Below are 17179 nucleotides of genomic sequence, written 5' to 3'. Positions count from 1 at the left end.
ACCCTCCTTAGAACTTACGTATGTTGGGCGGAGCAAAACGCCGCTGTTCCCAGCGCTTTAATGGACTATCCGGATCTCCTGCATAATCCTGCTTCGCCGGAACACTGACTGCCTCACGTTCTGGCATTCGCCAAGCAGTGAGCATGCCACCAAAAACGACACCTTGATCAATGTTGACCGTATCATTCACAATCGTAGGATATGGACGGGGATCATGTCCCCAGACGATGTATTCACCCGAATTGTGATCCACGTACCAATCCTTGCGCACAGGCCGACCCTGCTCATCCATACCTTCCACATCGCCATATCGGCAGTAATCCTGAATGCGTTTGGACTGTTTTCCGATAAAATGATCTCGAATCCCCGCGTGTGCAACAACCACTTGTCTTACCCCGTTGCGGGAAAAGACCAGATGAGATGGTGCATCAAGCAGAAAGGTCCTTAGCTCTGCACGTACTCGCTTTGCTGTCTCTTGACCTCGCTCCTGCTCAAGCTGTAGCAGTTCCATCTCCACCCGTTCGTCACCATGACTCAGCGTTACGTCACGACCATCCAGATAACGTGCAATCTTCCAGCCGTGATTACTGTCAATCATGTAGGCAAGCTCGGCGGCACAATGTCGTTGCCAGAACAACAGACATTTTAACGATTCTGGCCCACGGCTCGTTACGTCACCAACGGAGACCAATTTACGTCCTGCGGGGTGACGGTACAGACCAGTTCCATCCTCGTCCATATACCCTAGACGGACGATTAATTCCATCATTTCATCGTAACAACCATGAATATCTCCGACGATATCAATACCTGTACCCATATCAATCACCAGCGGATTGGATGTGCGGACAAATGTAATCTCATCCGGCTGCTTCAGCACATAGCTGGCATCGAAGCCATCCTCACGGATGGAGCGTAATGTACGCTTGAACTGCTGCACCTGTTGCTTCACCCGTTGACGTCCACGCGGATACTCCCGCTGGGCATCACGTTCCAGCAGTTCTTTTTCAGGGATATCCAGTACCACAGCAATTACAGGCACATGAGCTTTTCTTGCCACCTGAATCAGGCGCTCGCGATCCTCGGGATACAGATGTGTCGCATCCACCCAGGTCAACTTGTTCAGACGGCAGCGGGTTGCCAGCATCGCCTCCATCGCTTCAAATGCTTTAGCCGATACTTGCTGATACTCCGCATAGATCACATCCGCTTCGCTGCGCGGTCGATGTTTCCAATCCACATACTCATCATCCCCAACCAACATGCGGAATTGATCGGACGAGACTGCTTCCGTGCGGCGAATGACGCTTTCAGCAACAAGACGATCCAGTAACGTACTTTTGCCACTGTTGGACGGGCCGACGAGAACGACAATACCTGCATGTGGCAGATGAATCTCCCGTTCTCTTCCCTCTGTCCCACTTTCCCAATTCTGCTGTCCTCTACCCGCACCCGCTATTTCGTTAAAGTCCGTTTCTTTCCTCATGAATGACTCTCCTTTTTCCGATCAAAAATGACCAGTTGGGTAGGTTGTCCATAGCCTTCCGCATGCTCACCGATACCCTTAATTTCATAGCCATAGTTCCCTTGGTACGTCCATTCCTCACACCGGGAAGCCAGCTCCGCACGAGTCCACTCAAAGCGATGATCATGGTGACGGAAACTTTCCTGCTCCATTGCATACACATCGTTGTATTCCTTGTTCGGTGTAGTGACCAGCAACACTTCTGGCTGATATTCGTTCATGATCGTATCCATAATTCCGTTCAGACGGTATTCCTCAATATGCTCAATCACTTCGCACAGAATCATAACGTCCTGGTTTTGCAACTGCTCGTCAAAATAAAACAATGAACCGATGATAGGCTCCGGCATAGCCACCACTCCTGAACGACCCTCCAACTTAGCAAAGCGCTCCATGGCCCGGAGCCGCGACTGACCGGAAGGTTCAACGGCCAAAATTGCCTCCACACCGGGAATGTACGCCAAACGGGCAGACAGCTTGCCCTCACCAGCTCCCATATCAACAATGCTCCGTTTGACTGGTAAAGCTGCAACCACATCCATAATCGCTCGATAACGCAGTTCATTTAAACGCAAGGGCGGTTCAGATTGGGTCCCATCTCCTTCAGCTGTATCTGTATCCGTACCACCTGTACTTTTTGAATCTGCATTAAGTTGCATCCCGTCGCTATCGGACTCGGACCCACGTTGCTCTTGTTCTCCGTCTTCTCGATGTTCCACGTTAACCTCCTGAATAACCGCCTCCAAGATGCGACCTATTCCTCTCTCCTGTCCAAAAGACGCAGACAAGGCACCCTCTTGTCGCTCATACTGTCGGATCAGTTCAGCAAAACGCAACGTACGCTTCACAATGAGTTCTTTCAGTGGGTGAGCATCCAGCCACCCTTCACCATACCGTTTGATTTTATCGATCTCATCTTCACTGATGAAATAATGTTTGTAATTATCCAGTACTGGAATCAGCAGAAAGAGCTGACGCAGCGCATGTTGTACCGTGTTACGACCACGCAGGATGATATGGCGAACCGTGCTTCTGTTTTTCAGATCAAATGAATACGAAAGCTCTCCACGTTCCACCGAAACGGAGTATCCTAATGGCGAGAATAATTCCTCCACAACCTTATCGGGCAGATCGGAAGCCACTGGACCAAATTTCAGTTCCAGTTCAAAGGCATGATTCACCCACTGCACATAGTCCTCCTTCGGCTTACCATTCAGGGCCGTCCCGAGCGCCGCACGTATGTAGGAGCAGAACAGACTGCTGGTCACGAACTCACGATCGTTAATATATTGCGTTATGTCATATCCATCAGGTGTACCTCTCACCAGATCCACAGGATCAGGCTCGGCATGAATCAGTACTTCTGTTTCGTTCTCTGTAGCCGCAGTGTACACCATTCTTACACGCACACCTTTGTCTACGCGGTCATATATATTCAGCGGATTCTTCGCTAACAGATGGGATACAACTCCCGCGTCAGCGCCGCTTGCTTTCAAGATTAGATGCATCGGTTCTCCTCCTTCGGATCAATTCCATTCTCTTTCACGATTTCCGTTGTCATCAAGCCCTAATTAGTTCCCCACACCTCTTGCAATGCAACTCGAAAATCCGATCCAATTCTTCAAATTGAATTATTTGCTCATTCTCCATCTGGCCAGCCAATCGTTCAACATGCTCGATCTTCTCTGTCAAAAAAGCCTGTATTGCTGGCAACTGCGGCTCCAGATCCAGTTCCTCGCCCGCCTTTTTCCGGCGCAGCAATTCATGAATCTCCGTATATAGCGGTGTAGTCGCAGGTACAAGTTCTTGCACCAGCTCTTCGAATGCCATCGGTGGCATCGCATCGTAACGTTCGATCCAGCCACAAGCCAGCAAGGGGCGCAGCACGTAGAAATACTTTTTGATCTTCACTTGCTCACCTTGTAAATAATCTCGTAAATTGCCCTTTGCCATATTTAGATAATGATACATGCAGGACTTGGGCGAGAAGGTCAAAGGCGACAGTGCACGGATATGCTGTGCCACGCTATACTGTTCATCATACTGAATGGGGGATTGCAGCCACTCCAGCAGCGGTGGATTGGATTTGCGAAACAGCTTCAAGGCCTTGCGCAGATCCCAACCATTGATGTCGAGCTGATCACTGATCGGGCGTTCGATCACATCCCTTTTATCCTCAATCGACAAATACCATTCCAGCGGTCTTACATATATGAAACGCACATCATAATCACTGTCCTGTGAAGGAAATCCCCACGCCCGACTGCCGGATTCACAGGCATAGATAATCCGAACTTGCTCCTCCTGTTCAATCTGCATCAGCTGTTGTCTAATCGTATCTCTCATTTCTTCATGAACATGAGTCATGTCAGTCGCCTCCTTTTAGAAAATTACATTATGTATCATGGATTCCTATTCCCTTCTCGCATTGTTCACCAGATCGATTAAACGTGTTGCCCTTCCTCGCTCATACCCTCATTATGACCCAAGCATGATCATACGAACATGGCAGAAGTATGGCGACGAATCACTTTCATAACTCATTAAATTATCGTTTACCTTCATAAGTTTAAATGAAACCAGCCACTCTTCCTGCTACAATGAAGGGATAACAAGGAGTGAATGTTCATGGCAAGAGAGAGTTTTGACAAAGAAATTCAGTTCTTACGCATGTTATCCCTAACAAGCGGTGCATATAACCGCAAACAGTATGCCGAGCGGCTTGGCATATCCGTACATACCTTTGATAAAACCAATCGCAGATTAAAAGACATCATGCAGAGCGTCACTGACCAGCGTTCAGGTGCTGAAGCAAGCCGGGAAATGGCTGATCTCGTCCGCTTCCAGTATGGAGAATCCGCGGAACCTATGCTGCTCTTCCTCTTCCGCGCCAAGTCTATGAAGGAGACTGAAGTTCAGCGACTTTCTGTCCTTCTGCATACCTTACAAGATAAAGCACTGACCGCAATGGAACTGCTGGATGCCTGCTGTGCTGATCTGCCGGAAGATCTGGCGTTACCTGACGAGAAAACCATTCGCTCTGATCTGAAGTATCTGGAAGAGGTTGGAGTTATACGGAAGGAGCCCGGTGGCAGACCGTATCGATATGCCTTGCAACAGGATGTCCTTACCGAATTAACGGTGGAGGAACAGCTGGAGTTATATGATTTTGTAGATATGATGGCGAACACTCAGGTTCCATCCGTACAAGGGTACTTATTGCGGGATAGTCTGAAGAAAGCCATTAAGGCAAGTTATCCGCAAGAAGAAGCTACCGAGCCCTATATCTATAAGTATCACTATTATTCTCGTATCCTGGATGAAGCTCATCTCTACACGCTGCTTGGTGCGATTCGCCAGCGCAAACGTGTGCAGTTCTTGTACTTTTCACCCAAAAAACCATCCAGCTACAGTTCACAGAATACGAATCCACGCTTTGAACGGGAAGCAGGCGGACGATCCAACCGGATTGTACCCCTAGAAGTGGTCTATGACCATCAGTATGGTCGTTGGTATGTGATTGGATATCAGGGTCGCCGCGGCTTTGTGAAATTCCGCATGGAAGGCATCACACAGCTGGAGGAACAAGATTCAATAGAAGAAGAATATATGCTCGAATTGAAGCAACAATGGACTGACATCAGTCGCTACAGTTGGCTCGTGGATACGGGCAATACCGTGACGGTTCAAGCTCGCTTTTTCCACCCGGAGCGTGGTCAGCGCAATTTTATTCTGGATCGGGTTCGTCTGCAAGGTCAATGGGGCAAGATTATACCCGAAACAGACCATACCTTTCTCTACGAAATTCAGGTCAATGGTACCACCGAGATCAAACCGTGGTTGCGGAGTTTTGGCTCAAGCTGCGAGATAATCGCGCCCCAAAGACTACGCCAGGAGATGATCAAGGAATGGAAGGAGATTGCGGAATATTATGAACCTGTTCGAGAAGATGTTCAATTACCAGATGATGACGCGATTGAATGAAACCGGACTGTTCACCTGGACCTCACAGGAAAGGGCCTGGCTTCGTATGATGCTGAATCACCCTGCTGCGAGAGAAGCGCTGAGTCCTGTAACGTTGGATAAAATGCACAATATGCTTCATGATGAGCAGGACCTGAACCTTCAGGATTACCTGACCGAGAAAGCCAAAAGCGAAGAAAACAGTGTCTCTCATCCACTTCTTAGACGGTTACGATTAATCATTCTTCATCACCAGGGATTTCGACTGATCGGTCGCGTCCGCAATGGACGCACGAGTCAGGATGAATTCGGCTTCCCGTATAAACTGGAGTATTCCATGGTCAAAAAAGAATGGTATGTGCTCTGGTACGCCCCTCGCTTCGACAAACTCATGTCCACCAAGCTGCACAGCATCGTTACCGTGGAAGCCCAGCAGGTTGAGCCGGATACCGCTTCTGACTATACTGCACGAATTGCTGCGATAACGGAGAAGCGTAAGACGACCATCACCATTGAAGTCCTGCCCGAATTCAATCAGGAGCTGTCCCGAATCCTCTATGCCTTCTCCTGCTTCGAGAAGCAGGTCGAGTACCTGGAAGCCGAGCAGACATATCGGATCGAGCTAACCGTCCCGCGGAATGAGATGGACTATGTCTTATCCAAGATGCGTTTTCTGGGCAAACGGGTTCGAATCGCTGACCACACGGTGCTGCGGGAGCGCATGTCCGAGACAGCTGCAAAGGCACTAGCCCGTTATGCGCAAGCTGAACCTGATCAGCATTCTGAACGCACACGAGGCGTCATACCGCACCAGCATGATGAAGAACCTCTCGCGAATGCCGATGTCCATTGATTTTATGAGAGTGGGTTAAATGTCTACTTGTCAAAAGCAGCAATTTCATCTACGCAAATAAGGTCTGGATGATATTATCCAGACCTTATTCCTCTATTCCTGTAGAACTACCTAACTGCCTGTGAACCCCATGATTCTGCACTATGTTCCACCACTGCTGGCAGCCGAGTTTCGTCTTTTATTAATCGCATGTACGCCCATGACCACTGCAATTAATTCATACGTGTCCAGTTGTTCCGACTGGTTGTCTAATACAAATGCCCCGGAACTAAACCAGCCGTTGGTGCGACGGAAACTGGCCACGATCCGGCCACCACTGCCGCTTATATCATATTCCTGCGAAAATGCTGGAGCAGACACATCATTCGTTCCGCGTGATCCTGCGTCATATTCATACTTTTTGCTAAAGAAACTGAACCTCGCCCGAAGTACACCCAGATGTCGCCCATCTGCTGCAGTGATGTCCCAGCGATTGGTTAACATGCGGAATTTGCCGCTGCAAACCAATCCCGAGTTATCCGATACATCGAGCGAAGAGCCAAAGACACTTTTCAAATCCAGATGCCCTGCCTGTTCCTGATTCGGATTCATAATCTCGGTGTAACCGGCATTAAAAAAGTTATCCCTGAAGTATAGTTCCATAACGCTTTCTCCTTTCCCTTACAGATCCTTTTGTTCTCTTTAACCTAATCTCACATCGAGCACACATTATATCTAAACTTACGTATAATTAGCGGGATTCGATTCATCAAAAAGTGAAGTGAACTATCAATGGATGTAAAAAACGAGCAACCCTGGTTGCTCGCATCATGTGACCCTTTTATTAGACTTCAACTTTTTTGTTGTTCAGATAGATGGTAGCCCACACCAAGATAACGGCTACGATGATTTCAAATATAGTACTTCCCCACATGCCGTCCGACCATAATACACCATTGGCTGTGATCGAGATCCCTGTACTTTCTTCCGTGTACTGGAACACCTCGTTTGGATTAAAGCGCCCTGTCATAATAATATTCTCCAACCAGCCAATCAGATTAACGAGTACCAAGAATGCAACGATGCCGATCCATGGCCCAGTTTTCCAACGGAAGCTGCCTGCAATCGAGATCGAAAGGAAGATGATGACGGTCATGAATACCATAACCCATGCGCTAAACAGCAACAAACTAATATAATCCGAGACATGCAAACCCGAAAGATCAATATTGCTAGCGATGTTCATTCTTAGCTTCATTGAGATATAGATGTAGGCATGAGTCGCGAATATAATGACTAACCCCAACCCGCAAAGGGCTCCAAAGATCAAAGGAGACAACACATGTGACAGGCCCGTTACGGGTAAAAGACGGCGATTATATGAGCGGATATTGGACGTGTATGTTTTGATCATTTTCACATAAATAGCCACACCAACTCCAACATAACCCATAATGCCAAGCACAATCCCTGTGACCTCAGACGTGATAAGGGACAGCCCCACTTGAGCGATAATCAAAATAACTAGCCCGGCCAGCAGTGTATTCCAGTTCCTTCTAAAGTCATACTTCAATAATGTCATCATTCCGCATAGACCTCCTTGAACATCTCATCCACACTTTTTCCATATTTCAGACGGAGCGTTTCCACTTCTTCCCGCATCACCAGCTCGCCCTTGCGAATAAAGACAACTTCATCAAAAATCCGTTCGATATCATTCACAAGATGCGTGGAGATGATCAGACTGCTGTCTTCATCATAGAATTTGACGATCGCATCCAGAATCTTGCCACGCGCAACCGGGTCAACTCCACCGATAGGTTCATCCAGCAAATACAGACGAGCCTTACGAGAAAGTGCCAGTGTTAGTTGTAGTCGTTCATTCATGCCTTTAGACAGATGCCGTACCCGGTCACTCTCGACAAGGTTCATAAAGTCCAGCATCTCCCGTGCCTTCTCTTCATCAAAATCAGCATAGAAATCGCGGTAGTATGCAATTGCATCCCGCACTTTCATCCACTTCTCGGTTAATGGACGATCCGGCATGAACGAAACCAGTGCCTTCGTCTCCAGCCCAACAGGCTTACCTGTGACTTGAATCGTTCCGCTACTCGGATGCAACAAACCTGCAACCAGCTTCATGAGCGTACTTTTTCCACTACCGTTGCTACCCAGTAGACCTACGATTCGTCCCGGTGCAATATCCAATGTAATATTACTGAGCGCTTTCTTATTGCCATATGTTTTATTGATCTGGTTCAGTTCAAGGATGTTACTCATGCGTTGTTCCTCCCTTTCCTTCCGCAACGGCATCAGCTACGATAGATAAGATATCCTGCTCTTCGATCCCCAGTTCCTGCATTCCGGTCAGAAAGCGTTCCAGCAATTCACCGGCCATCTCTTTTTTGATCGTCATAATCTTCCGCTCCTCACTGGTCACGTATCTGCCCAAGCCCCGTTTGGTTTCAACCACTTCTTCCCGCTCAAGCTCCTGAAATGTCCGTTGTACTGTATTGGGATTGATCTGTAGTTCGGCCGCCAATTCACGAACCGAAGGGATTTTGTCCCCTGCCTGAAGTGTTCCGGTCACAATCTGTCTTTTGATGTACTGCATGATCTGCAGATAAATCGGTAAGTTATTATCAAATTCCATAGTCACAAAGCTCTCGCTCCTCCCTGTACTGGTGTGTTAGTTATATAGTACACTAGTGAAATAGCATTGTAAAGCCCATTTGTTTAAACCTATTTTTGCTTAGGTCATGCGGAAGCTTCGGCTATCTGTTAATTTGATTAACTTTGCATATAAGCATGGACAAAAAAAAGAGCAGATCGTGTAGATCTGCTCCGCATGACTTATTATTCGTATTTCCGTCTTATTCTACACGATATCTAAAGGTACCTTGCCTTTAGGTGCAGGGAATACCTCATTCAACCGGGTTAACTCCTCTTGTGTCAAAACGATGTTCACTGCTGCCGCATTGTCAGCCACATGATTCAGCTGTACCGCTTTGGGAATTGCCAGCACGTCTCCGTCCCTGATGACCCAGGCTAATGCGATCTGGGAAGTTGTGACCCCTCGGTCCTGTGCAATCTCCCGAATAACCGGATGCTCCAACAATTCATTTCGAAGTCTGCCACCCTGGGCCAGTGGACAATACGCCATGATCGGAACACGTCGTTCCCGCATCCAGGGAAGTAGATCGTGTTCAATACCACGAGAAGCTGCATGGTACAACACCTGATTCACCATACAATGCGAACCTTCCGGCAAGCTCCATAACTCCTGCATATCCCTTGTGTCCAGATTCGAGACACCCCACCGCAAAATTTTACCGGATTGCTTCAATTGTTCCAAGGCCTGAACCGTCTCTTCGAGCGGTACTCCTCCACGCCAGTGGAGCAAGTACAGATCCAGACGATCTGTACCAAGACGCGTGAGACTACGCTCACAGGCCGTAATCATCTGCTTGCGATCCGCATGATGAGGATACACTTTGGATACGAGAAATACTTCGTCACGACAGCCCGAGATGGCCTTCCCCGTAACGACTTCCGCCCCGCCTTCTGCATACATCTCCGCCGTATCAATCACGGTCATTCCCAGTTCAATACCGGAACGCAGCGCCCGTACTTCTTCTTCCTGACTGGATTGCTTCTCTCCCATGTTCCATGTACCTTGTCCTATCGCAGGCAAGGCCGTTCCATCTGGGAGCAGAATTGTGCGTGTCTGATTACCATGCATCATCTATATTCCTCCATTCTGAAGACTTTATGGACATTGCGACCTCTCTAACGACGACTATACGAATCATGAATCATGTTATCGCTCACATGTCTCCAGTGGCTCATCATCATGATATACAATTGATCCAGTGGCAAAGTCAGGCTACTTTGGGCAACACTAATCGTCGCATCGACCATATTGCTGTTAACCGTCATCAACTTACGTTTCATCCCGTTCTGGCGATCCAAAAAAGCTTTCTCATCCCGCAATTTGATTCCGATCATTTTCTGTCCCATTAATTCATACATAAAAATATTCTCAACGTCTCTCCATGCCACTGCTCCTCCTGCAGTATAAGAAGATGAATCCACAAACCCATCCTCATCGATTACAAAAGAAGGCTCCTTCTTAATCATCTTTACCAGACTGTAGCAGAAACATAGCCCGAAAAACAAAATAGAAAGAAGTCCAATCACACCCGAAAGGATGGAATCATCCGTAACTGAGGAACCATCAAAAATCAAAAAAAATCCGGCTACCACAAAAAGTGCAGCCCCTGCCGTAAGCCACGCCATTCGTTTCCGGTTTGGATATTCCACATGCTGCTCATAGGATGTGCTCAACGTGACGTTCCTCCTTCATTACCGACTGAATGATAAGCTTTATATATAAACGAAATGCTATGAATCGAATACCTTAATGTAGAACAGGAATAGCATGGTACATTAAACAAAATCCACCTGTGTTAAACATTAGATAAAGACAATTTTTCGTCATTTCTGCGGTTATTCAACATTAGGATTCGTCATCCTTCGAGCAAATCCTTTTAACACACCTATATGAATTGAACTAAGAATATTTACACGGGCCACTCCGATGACAGAACAACCTTTCGATCGCTGTTATAAAAGTATTGCCTCTCCTTCATTACCCTTATTGTCCTGTCCCTAGCTTTCCGTTAATATAAATGGAAAGGTTAGGAAATTAGCCAATTCTAATTCATGGTGGGAGGACAAACAATGAACAGTCTACGCGGCATAACATCGGAAGATCTTTATCAGATTACATGGGTTAATGATCCAACTCCGTCCCCTCAAGGCGGACAACTGGTCTATGTAAGCCGGAAAACGAATGAAGCACGTGACGGTTATTGTTCTCACCTGAGACTGCTGCATCTGGGGAGTGGAAAGGACAGACCCTTTACCTCTGGTGAGAAGGATCATTCCCCTGCCTGGTCGCCCGATGGGTCTCAATTGGCCTTTTTAAGAGAGGTTGATGGGAAATCCCAAGTGTGGATCATCGCATCAGATGGAGGAGAAGCACAGCAAATCAGTCACCTGAAACATGGCGTCAGTTCCCTGCTCTGGTCACCGGATGGTCATACCATACTTGTGAAATCATCCGTGGATATGAGCGGAGATGAGGAATCAGAACATACAGATCCTATAGACGATGGACCTAAACTGCTGCAAGAACATGTCGTAGACCGGATTCGCATGAAATCAGATGCCAGCGGATTATGGAACGGTAGACGTTCCCACCTCTTCGCTCTCGCACCGATCGATGTGGAACCACTCCCTGTAACTACAGGTCATTATGACGTTGGAGACTACGCTTGGTCACCGGACGGAAGATCCATTGCATGGATTGCCCAGCTGCCCGAAGATGGCGAGGATCATAACGATTACACTCTAACCAATCATGTGTACCTTGCCAAGGCAGACGGATCGGATGTGCAGCAGTTGACCCCGGAAGGATATACGTTCAGCCGGCTGGCCTTTGCACCGGATGGACAATCCATTGCACTGCTCGCCAGTGACCGTTCCTATGGAAATGCCACGCTTGTGAAGCTGTACACCCTTCCGGTATCAGGTGGTGAGCTCGTATGTCTGAGCACCGATTGGGACGTACAGTTAAATCACAGCATTGTCGGCGACATGCGATCACATCTGACAACCACAGGGCCTGTATTCAGCCGGGATGGTTCCTCCATCCTGTGTCTAGCAACCATACATGGTAGTGTCCGCATCGCCAGATTCGCACGAGACGGCAGCAGTGCCGACTATATGTGGCCTGACGAACGGGAGATTTATCAGTTTGCAGAGTTGGACAACGGGCGAATCGTTGCTGCTGTAGCCGATACGCAAAATCCTGGTGATCTATATGTGTATGAGCAACCAGAAAATCCCGGAGTAGAGCCGATTCAGCTCACCCGCAGCAATCCACAGCTTGAGGATGAGATCCATCTCAGCACGCCAGAGACCTTCTGGTTCAATTCCTCGGATGGCCTGCGGTTGCAAGGATGGATCATGAAACCTCATGGTATGGTCGACGGAGTCAAAATCCCGACCATTCTGGAGATTCATGGCGGCCCGCACATGATGTATGGTTTTACATTTATGCATGAGTTCCAGATTCTCGCCGCACAAGGCTACGCTGTTATATATATCAATCCACGCGGTGGCCTCGGATACGGACAGCAGTTTGTAGACGCCTGTCGTGGAGATTACGGCGGTGGCGATTATCGCGATCTTATGGAAAGTGTAGATCATGCGCTGTCCCAATATGAGTTCATTGATGAATCCAGGCTGGGTGTAACCGGTGGCAGCTATGGTGGTTTCATGACCAACTGGATTGTCGGGCACACGGATCGTTTCAAGGCTGCAGTTACCCAGCGTTCCATCTCCAATTGGCTATCCTTCTACGGTGTAAGTGACATTGGATATTTCTTCACGGAAGACCAGATTGGCGGTAACGCGTGGGATGACACGGAAAAACTGTGGAAGCACTCTCCGCTCGCTTATGTCGGCAACGTGAACACGCCGCTGCTCATTTTGCATGGCGAACAAGATCTCCGGTGTCCGATTGAACAGGCCGAGCAGTTGTTCATTGCGTTGAAACGGCGTAAGCAGACCACAAGGCTCGTTCGTTTCCCGGGCGCTAACCATGAGCTGTCACGTGGAGGTCACCCTCACTTGAGAGTACGCCGCCTGGAGCATATTGCTGGATGGTTTAACGAGTACCTGTAACGGACTATTAATTCAGAGTATAGAATCAGAGATGATTCAACCCTAAAAGCCGTCCAATGAAATCTGTTACGATTTCAACGGGCGGCTTTTGCTGTTCACTTTGTATGAAGGGAAGATTACTCTTCGCCCCATACCACGGTGATTTCATTCAGATCCTTGTTGGTTGCAGACACAGCACCTGTGATCGTCACGGCATATTTACCATCTTCACGACCCACGATGCTGAAGCCGTCTGCCTGGATATCCTGACTGTTTTGGCTTAGATTTTTGGTCTGGTAGTAGTCTTTGTAGGATGTTCCAACGGTTAGCAACGTTTCTTTGGTGGTGTACGTGAGCACTACTTTTTTATTGTCGCCGTCTACATTGCTCTCAATGAGACTTGTTGCCTTTGCATCCTTCGGTAATGGGAAATCAACCGGAAGATACTTGGACTTCACGCCTGCCGCTTGTGTGTTCGTGCCTGTAGATGGCGATGTTGATCCCCTATTGTCTGTGGATGTTGACCCACCGGAGGAGCTTGAGGAACCGATGCTTACTTTATTGTTTTGGGAATCATACTTCACTTCGGTCTTCAACGCATCGGCAATGGAGCGAACGGGGAGATATGTACTACCCTGATACGTAATGGGTGCAAGTTTTTTGCCCTGGTCACCTGTCGGTGTGAATTTCTGTCCGTTCACTTCGATGGCGAGCCCATGGTTTAGGTAAGCTTTGATCGTCTCCAGTTGAGTTCCTGCATATACACCTGCCGACCCTGTCAACACCATGCCAAATACACCAGCAGCAATCAACCACTTTTTGCTTTTCATCCCTATACGCCTCCTGAATTCAAATGTCGGCCTTTTGCATAATACCGTTCAAGACGCTCTTCGATTTATGCAAAAGACTCATGTAGTGTTATGCTCATCATGTATGGGTACGAGTCTATTCGGATAACAACCCGTTGTTCCATCAAATGTTAGCAATATAATAGCATCTGGTGAGAGGTTGTAAACGATAAATGGACAAAACAGGACCAGGGGCGTACAAATTTAGTCTTTGTCGTATTCCCGTTGTTCTCTCGCTCGTTAAGTTGTTCTTATATGAATAAAGTCCCGAATTTCGGATCATACATATGAAGCTAATCATGCACGTTCATGAGTTGCGAAAATTACCAATGTATTAGATAATTATTTGTCGATTGTGGTCGAAGGAACGGAAATTCAAGGGGGATTCATACGATGAACAACAATAACAGTACATTTGACCAGTCTATTAACCGGATTTCTACCGGATCTGAAAAATGGGATGCACTTGAGGATATTTTCGGCGCTGCTGATGCGCTTCCGATGTGGGTTGCCGATATGGATTTTGCTGCTCCACCGTCCGTCATTCAGGCCCTGCAAACACGTATGGAGCATGGAATCTTTGGTTATACGGTGCGGACAGGGGCATATCATGCAGCCGTTGCAGGTTGGATGGAACGGCGCCACAACTGGAAAATTAACGATGATTGGATCGTATTCACTCCAGGTATTGTGCCAGCACTCAGCATTGCTGTACAACGATTCACGGATCCGGGAGATGCCGTGGTGATCCAAACTCCGGTGTATGCTCCCTTCTATGAGGTGGTACGTGGTCAAGGCCGTGAACTGATCACCAATCCTTTGATAGAGAATGATGGTCATTACTCGATGGATCTGGAACAACTGGAATCCAGCTTGAAGACGGGTCGGGTCAAGATGCTGATTCTGTGCAGTCCTCATAATCCGGTTGGACGTGTATGGACTCGTGAGGAACTTGAAGGGCTTACGTCACTGTGTCTGCAATATAACGTACTGATCGTTTCAGATGAAATCCATGCTGATCTTGTTCATCAGCGCGGAGCTCATACACCGCTGACCCTGATCTCGGACGCCGTCTCTGATCTAAGCATCATCTGTACGGCTCCAAGCAAAACATTCAATATTCCCGGCCTCAGCACATCCAATATCATCATCCCTAATGCAAAGTTGCGTGAATCGTTCGCGCAGGGTGTGAAAACGATGGGACTTGCCAGTATCAGTACACTGGGCGCCGTCGCAACCGAAGCTGCATACAACGGTGCCGAGAGCTGGCTGGATGAGTGTCTTGCCTATATCCGTGGAAATATGGAGTATGTACAACAGTATGTTACGGAACACATGCCACAGATCAAAATGCATCTGCCCGAAGCGACCTATCTGTTATGGATGGATTTCCGGGAGCTGAATATCCCACATGCACAACTGTGCAACATGCTGCTTCATGAAGCGGGGCTTGCTTTCAATGATGGAAGTTTCTTCGGAACAGAAGGGACGGGATTCATGCGCATTAATGTAGCCTGTCCACGTTCTACGGTTGAAGAGGCGATGCGGAGATTATCTGTGCTGGTTAGCAAACTGTCGGACAATTAAGCTGTACGTCTTATCTATGTACAGTGCTTATGAATAGGAAAAAGGGTGCCCCCATAGTCATATCCATGTTTATACTCATGGTTAATGACTTCAGGGGCACCCTTTTTTTGTATTGAATGACTATATAGGCTCAAAAAACTACAGTGACGTGGGCATCGGAATAATTCTGTCACACAGCCTGTCCAGTAAATCCCGATCATGGCTTATGATCAATAGCCCCAGATTACGCTGGCGAGCCACCCCCATCACGGTATGCCAGATCTGTGCCTGAGTGATCGCATCCAGCATCGTCGTCATCTCATCTGCGATCACGTAACGTGTCGCTGTGCCGAGCGCCCGCGCCACACAGAAACGCTGCAGTTCTCCACCGGATAATTCACCCGGCCTGCGGTCCAGCCAGGCTTGCTGGATACCCAAGGCTTCGAGCAAATGCTCATCCTGCACAGCCGCCTCCTGAAGCACGCGGCGCATTCGCCAGCGTGGGTTCACCGCCTTCTCCGGATGCTGGAATACCAGCTGAACCGGACATGCTCCCGTGCGAGGGAGTGGTTTCCCATCCAGTAGCACTTGTCCTGCCACAGGTTCGGCATATCCTGCAAGGATGCGTCCAAGGCTTGTTTTGCCACAACCACTAGGTCCCCACAAGCCAACCGCTTCTCCCTGTTGCACCTGCATGTTCATCTGTTGGAATACCCATGATTTCTGATCGTAACGATAACTCGCCTCCCGTGCTTCAAGTGACATGGATACACCTCACTTCTCCGCCTCGTATCTTACGAAGCTCTGGACGTTCGCGAGTACATGCAGCGGTTGCTGCGTTGCATCGGGGAACAAATGAACAGCCTGCTGTGATCTCTTGACCTGCCAACGGCTGAGAGCCTGGAAGCCGCTGAAATCCATTCTGCGGCAGTGCATTCCACAGCGCTTTCGTATAGGGATGACGCAGACGTTCTCCATTCCCCGTAAAATCATCTACTTGCGCCGTCTCTACATTGGCCCCCGCGTAAAACACAGCGATGCGATCCGCTGCCGTCAGGGCCGTCGTGATATCATGAGTAATCCACAGAATGCCTACACCTTGATCTGCAAGTTCGCGAAATTGCTTCATTGTCTCGGCCAGCACTTCGGGATGAATGCCTGGTGTCGGCTCATCGGCAATGATCAGCTTGGGCTGAACCGTGGTCGCTGTCGCCATCAGCACACGCCTTGCCATACCTCCGGACAACTCAAACGGGTATTTCCCGGCTGTTCCTTGAGGAAGACGATACCGCTCGGTCAGCTCCTGCTCCGTCTTTTTCAAGTGGGATCGAGTCATGAATCTGGGCTTCCGTCCCGAATCCCGGGTTACCGGCTGAACTTGCCTTCCCACCTTCATCAACGGGTCCAAATAACTGACGGATTGCGGAATTAACACCAGTTCATCACCACGCAGTTGAAGTTGCCGCTCTGGGGACAAGGGCTCGCCACTATAGCTAATCCTCCCATCCAACCTGGCATTGGCAGGCAGAATACCCATAATGGCTTGCGCCAGCACACTTTTACCCGATCCGCTTGCACCTACAACTGCCATAATCTCTCCCTCATGTACGGAAAGATCCAGATTTTGAATGACATACGTCTGTTCATGCCCAAACCATCCACGAGCACGCCGAAATGACACCGACACTCCCTCAATATCAAGAAGAGCCATAT

At 48.3% G+C, this 17179-nt stretch carries 16 protein-coding genes; 4 read left to right on the top strand and 12 right to left on the bottom strand.

Translation table 11 applies throughout. The features are described 5' to 3' along the window. Positions 1–7 precede the first annotated feature (7 nt). The 3 genes from WFI24_RS04655 to WFI24_RS04645 are packed head-to-tail and all read right to left on the bottom strand — an operon-like array spanning position 8 to position 3892. Complete coding sequence (locus WFI24_RS04655) at positions 8–1486, bottom strand: AAA family ATPase (RefSeq protein ID WP_336759138.1); 1479 nt, start codon at positions 1484–1486, stop codon at positions 8–10. After that, positions 1483–3033 carry a 3' terminal RNA ribose 2'-O-methyltransferase Hen1 gene (locus WFI24_RS04650; protein WP_336759136.1) on the bottom strand — a complete coding sequence of 517 codons (1551 nt, stop codon included), beginning with the start codon at positions 3031–3033 and terminating at the stop codon, positions 1483–1485. Before WFI24_RS04650 ends, WFI24_RS04655 begins: the two co-directional genes overlap by 4 nt. A 52-nt stretch (positions 3034–3085) precedes the next feature. Then, on the bottom strand, positions 3086–3892 hold the full coding sequence (locus WFI24_RS04645; protein ID WP_442956194.1) for a nucleotidyltransferase domain-containing protein: 807 nt from the start codon (positions 3890–3892) through the stop codon (positions 3086–3088). Between the two features lie 261 nt (positions 3893–4153). On the opposite strand from WFI24_RS04645, the gene WFI24_RS04640 reads away from it, so the two are divergent. Both WFI24_RS04640 and WFI24_RS04635 read left to right on the top strand, forming a co-directional pair. Continuing rightward, complete coding sequence (locus WFI24_RS04640) at positions 4154–5509, top strand: helix-turn-helix transcriptional regulator (protein ID WP_336759134.1); 1356 nt, start codon at positions 4154–4156, stop codon at positions 5507–5509. After that, positions 5457–6341, top strand: coding sequence for a WYL domain-containing protein (locus WFI24_RS04635; protein ID WP_336759132.1), 885 nt, complete (start codon positions 5457–5459; stop codon positions 6339–6341). Before WFI24_RS04640 ends, WFI24_RS04635 begins: the two co-directional genes overlap by 53 nt. 141 nt (positions 6342–6482) lie before the next feature. Here WFI24_RS04635 and WFI24_RS04630 read toward each other — a convergent pair whose 3' ends face one another. The 6 genes from WFI24_RS04630 to WFI24_RS04605 all read right to left on the bottom strand — a co-directional run bounded on the left by WFI24_RS04630 (position 6483) and on the right by WFI24_RS04605 (position 10667). Next, a complete protein-coding gene (locus tag WFI24_RS04630) occupies positions 6483–6983 on the bottom strand; it encodes a hypothetical protein (protein ID WP_336759130.1) in 501 nt (166 codons plus the stop codon). A gap of 181 nt (positions 6984–7164) precedes the next feature. Next, positions 7165–7905: a hypothetical protein gene (locus tag WFI24_RS04625; RefSeq protein ID WP_336759128.1), complete on the bottom strand. Its 741-nt coding sequence runs from the start codon at positions 7903–7905 to the stop codon at positions 7165–7167. Beyond that, positions 7902–8600, bottom strand: a complete 699-nt coding sequence (locus WFI24_RS04620; RefSeq protein WP_336759127.1) for an ABC transporter ATP-binding protein — start codon at positions 8598–8600, stop codon at positions 7902–7904. The genes WFI24_RS04625 and WFI24_RS04620 overlap by 4 nt, the downstream gene beginning before the upstream one ends. Then, on the bottom strand, positions 8593–8979 hold the full coding sequence (locus WFI24_RS04615) for a GntR family transcriptional regulator (RefSeq protein ID WP_026081254.1): 387 nt from the start codon (positions 8977–8979) through the stop codon (positions 8593–8595). Before WFI24_RS04615 ends, WFI24_RS04620 begins: the two co-directional genes overlap by 8 nt. 219 nt (positions 8980–9198) lie before the next feature. Next, complete coding sequence (locus tag WFI24_RS04610; RefSeq protein WP_442956197.1) at positions 9199–10062, bottom strand: aldo/keto reductase; 864 nt, start codon at positions 10060–10062, stop codon at positions 9199–9201. Positions 10063–10109: 47 nt separating this feature from the next. After that, complete coding sequence (locus WFI24_RS04605; RefSeq protein ID WP_336759123.1) at positions 10110–10667, bottom strand: STM3941 family protein; 558 nt, start codon at positions 10665–10667, stop codon at positions 10110–10112. A 396-nt stretch (positions 10668–11063) separates the two neighbouring features. Between WFI24_RS04605 and WFI24_RS04600 the strand changes: the two genes are divergently transcribed. Continuing rightward, the gene (locus tag WFI24_RS04600; RefSeq protein WP_336759122.1) at positions 11064–13073 is read left to right on the top strand and encodes a S9 family peptidase; all 2010 of its coding nucleotides are present in this window, start codon (positions 11064–11066) and stop codon (positions 13071–13073) included. 116 nt (positions 13074–13189) lie between these two features. Here the strand turns inward: WFI24_RS04600 and WFI24_RS04595 are convergent, their stop codons facing one another. Further along, a complete protein-coding gene (locus tag WFI24_RS04595; RefSeq protein WP_336759120.1) occupies positions 13190–13882 on the bottom strand; it encodes a stalk domain-containing protein in 693 nt (230 codons plus the stop codon). A gap of 411 nt (positions 13883–14293) precedes the next feature. On the opposite strand from WFI24_RS04595, the gene WFI24_RS04590 reads away from it, so the two are divergent. Next, complete coding sequence (locus WFI24_RS04590) at positions 14294–15487, top strand: MalY/PatB family protein (RefSeq protein ID WP_336759118.1); 1194 nt, start codon at positions 14294–14296, stop codon at positions 15485–15487. A 138-nt stretch (positions 15488–15625) separates the two neighbouring features. On the opposite strand, the gene WFI24_RS04585 is transcribed toward WFI24_RS04590, so the two are convergent. After that, positions 15626–16231 (bottom strand): ABC transporter ATP-binding protein, encoded by a 606-nt coding sequence (locus tag WFI24_RS04585; RefSeq protein ID WP_336759117.1) that lies wholly within the window; start codon positions 16229–16231, stop codon positions 15626–15628. Next, positions 16221–17177 carry an ABC transporter ATP-binding protein gene (locus WFI24_RS04580; protein WP_336759115.1) on the bottom strand — a complete coding sequence of 319 codons (957 nt, stop codon included), beginning with the start codon at positions 17175–17177 and terminating at the stop codon, positions 16221–16223. Before WFI24_RS04580 ends, WFI24_RS04585 begins: the two co-directional genes overlap by 11 nt. Positions 17178–17179: the final 2 nt, after the last annotated feature.

The sequence above is a fragment of the Paenibacillus sp. USHLN196 genome (assembly GCF_037144955.1).
Taxonomy (GTDB): Bacteria; Bacillota; Bacilli; order Paenibacillales; family Paenibacillaceae; genus Paenibacillus; species Paenibacillus xylanexedens_C.
The sequence above is the reverse complement of the archived record's forward strand: the minus strand, read 5'-3'. Positions and strand labels throughout refer to the sequence as shown.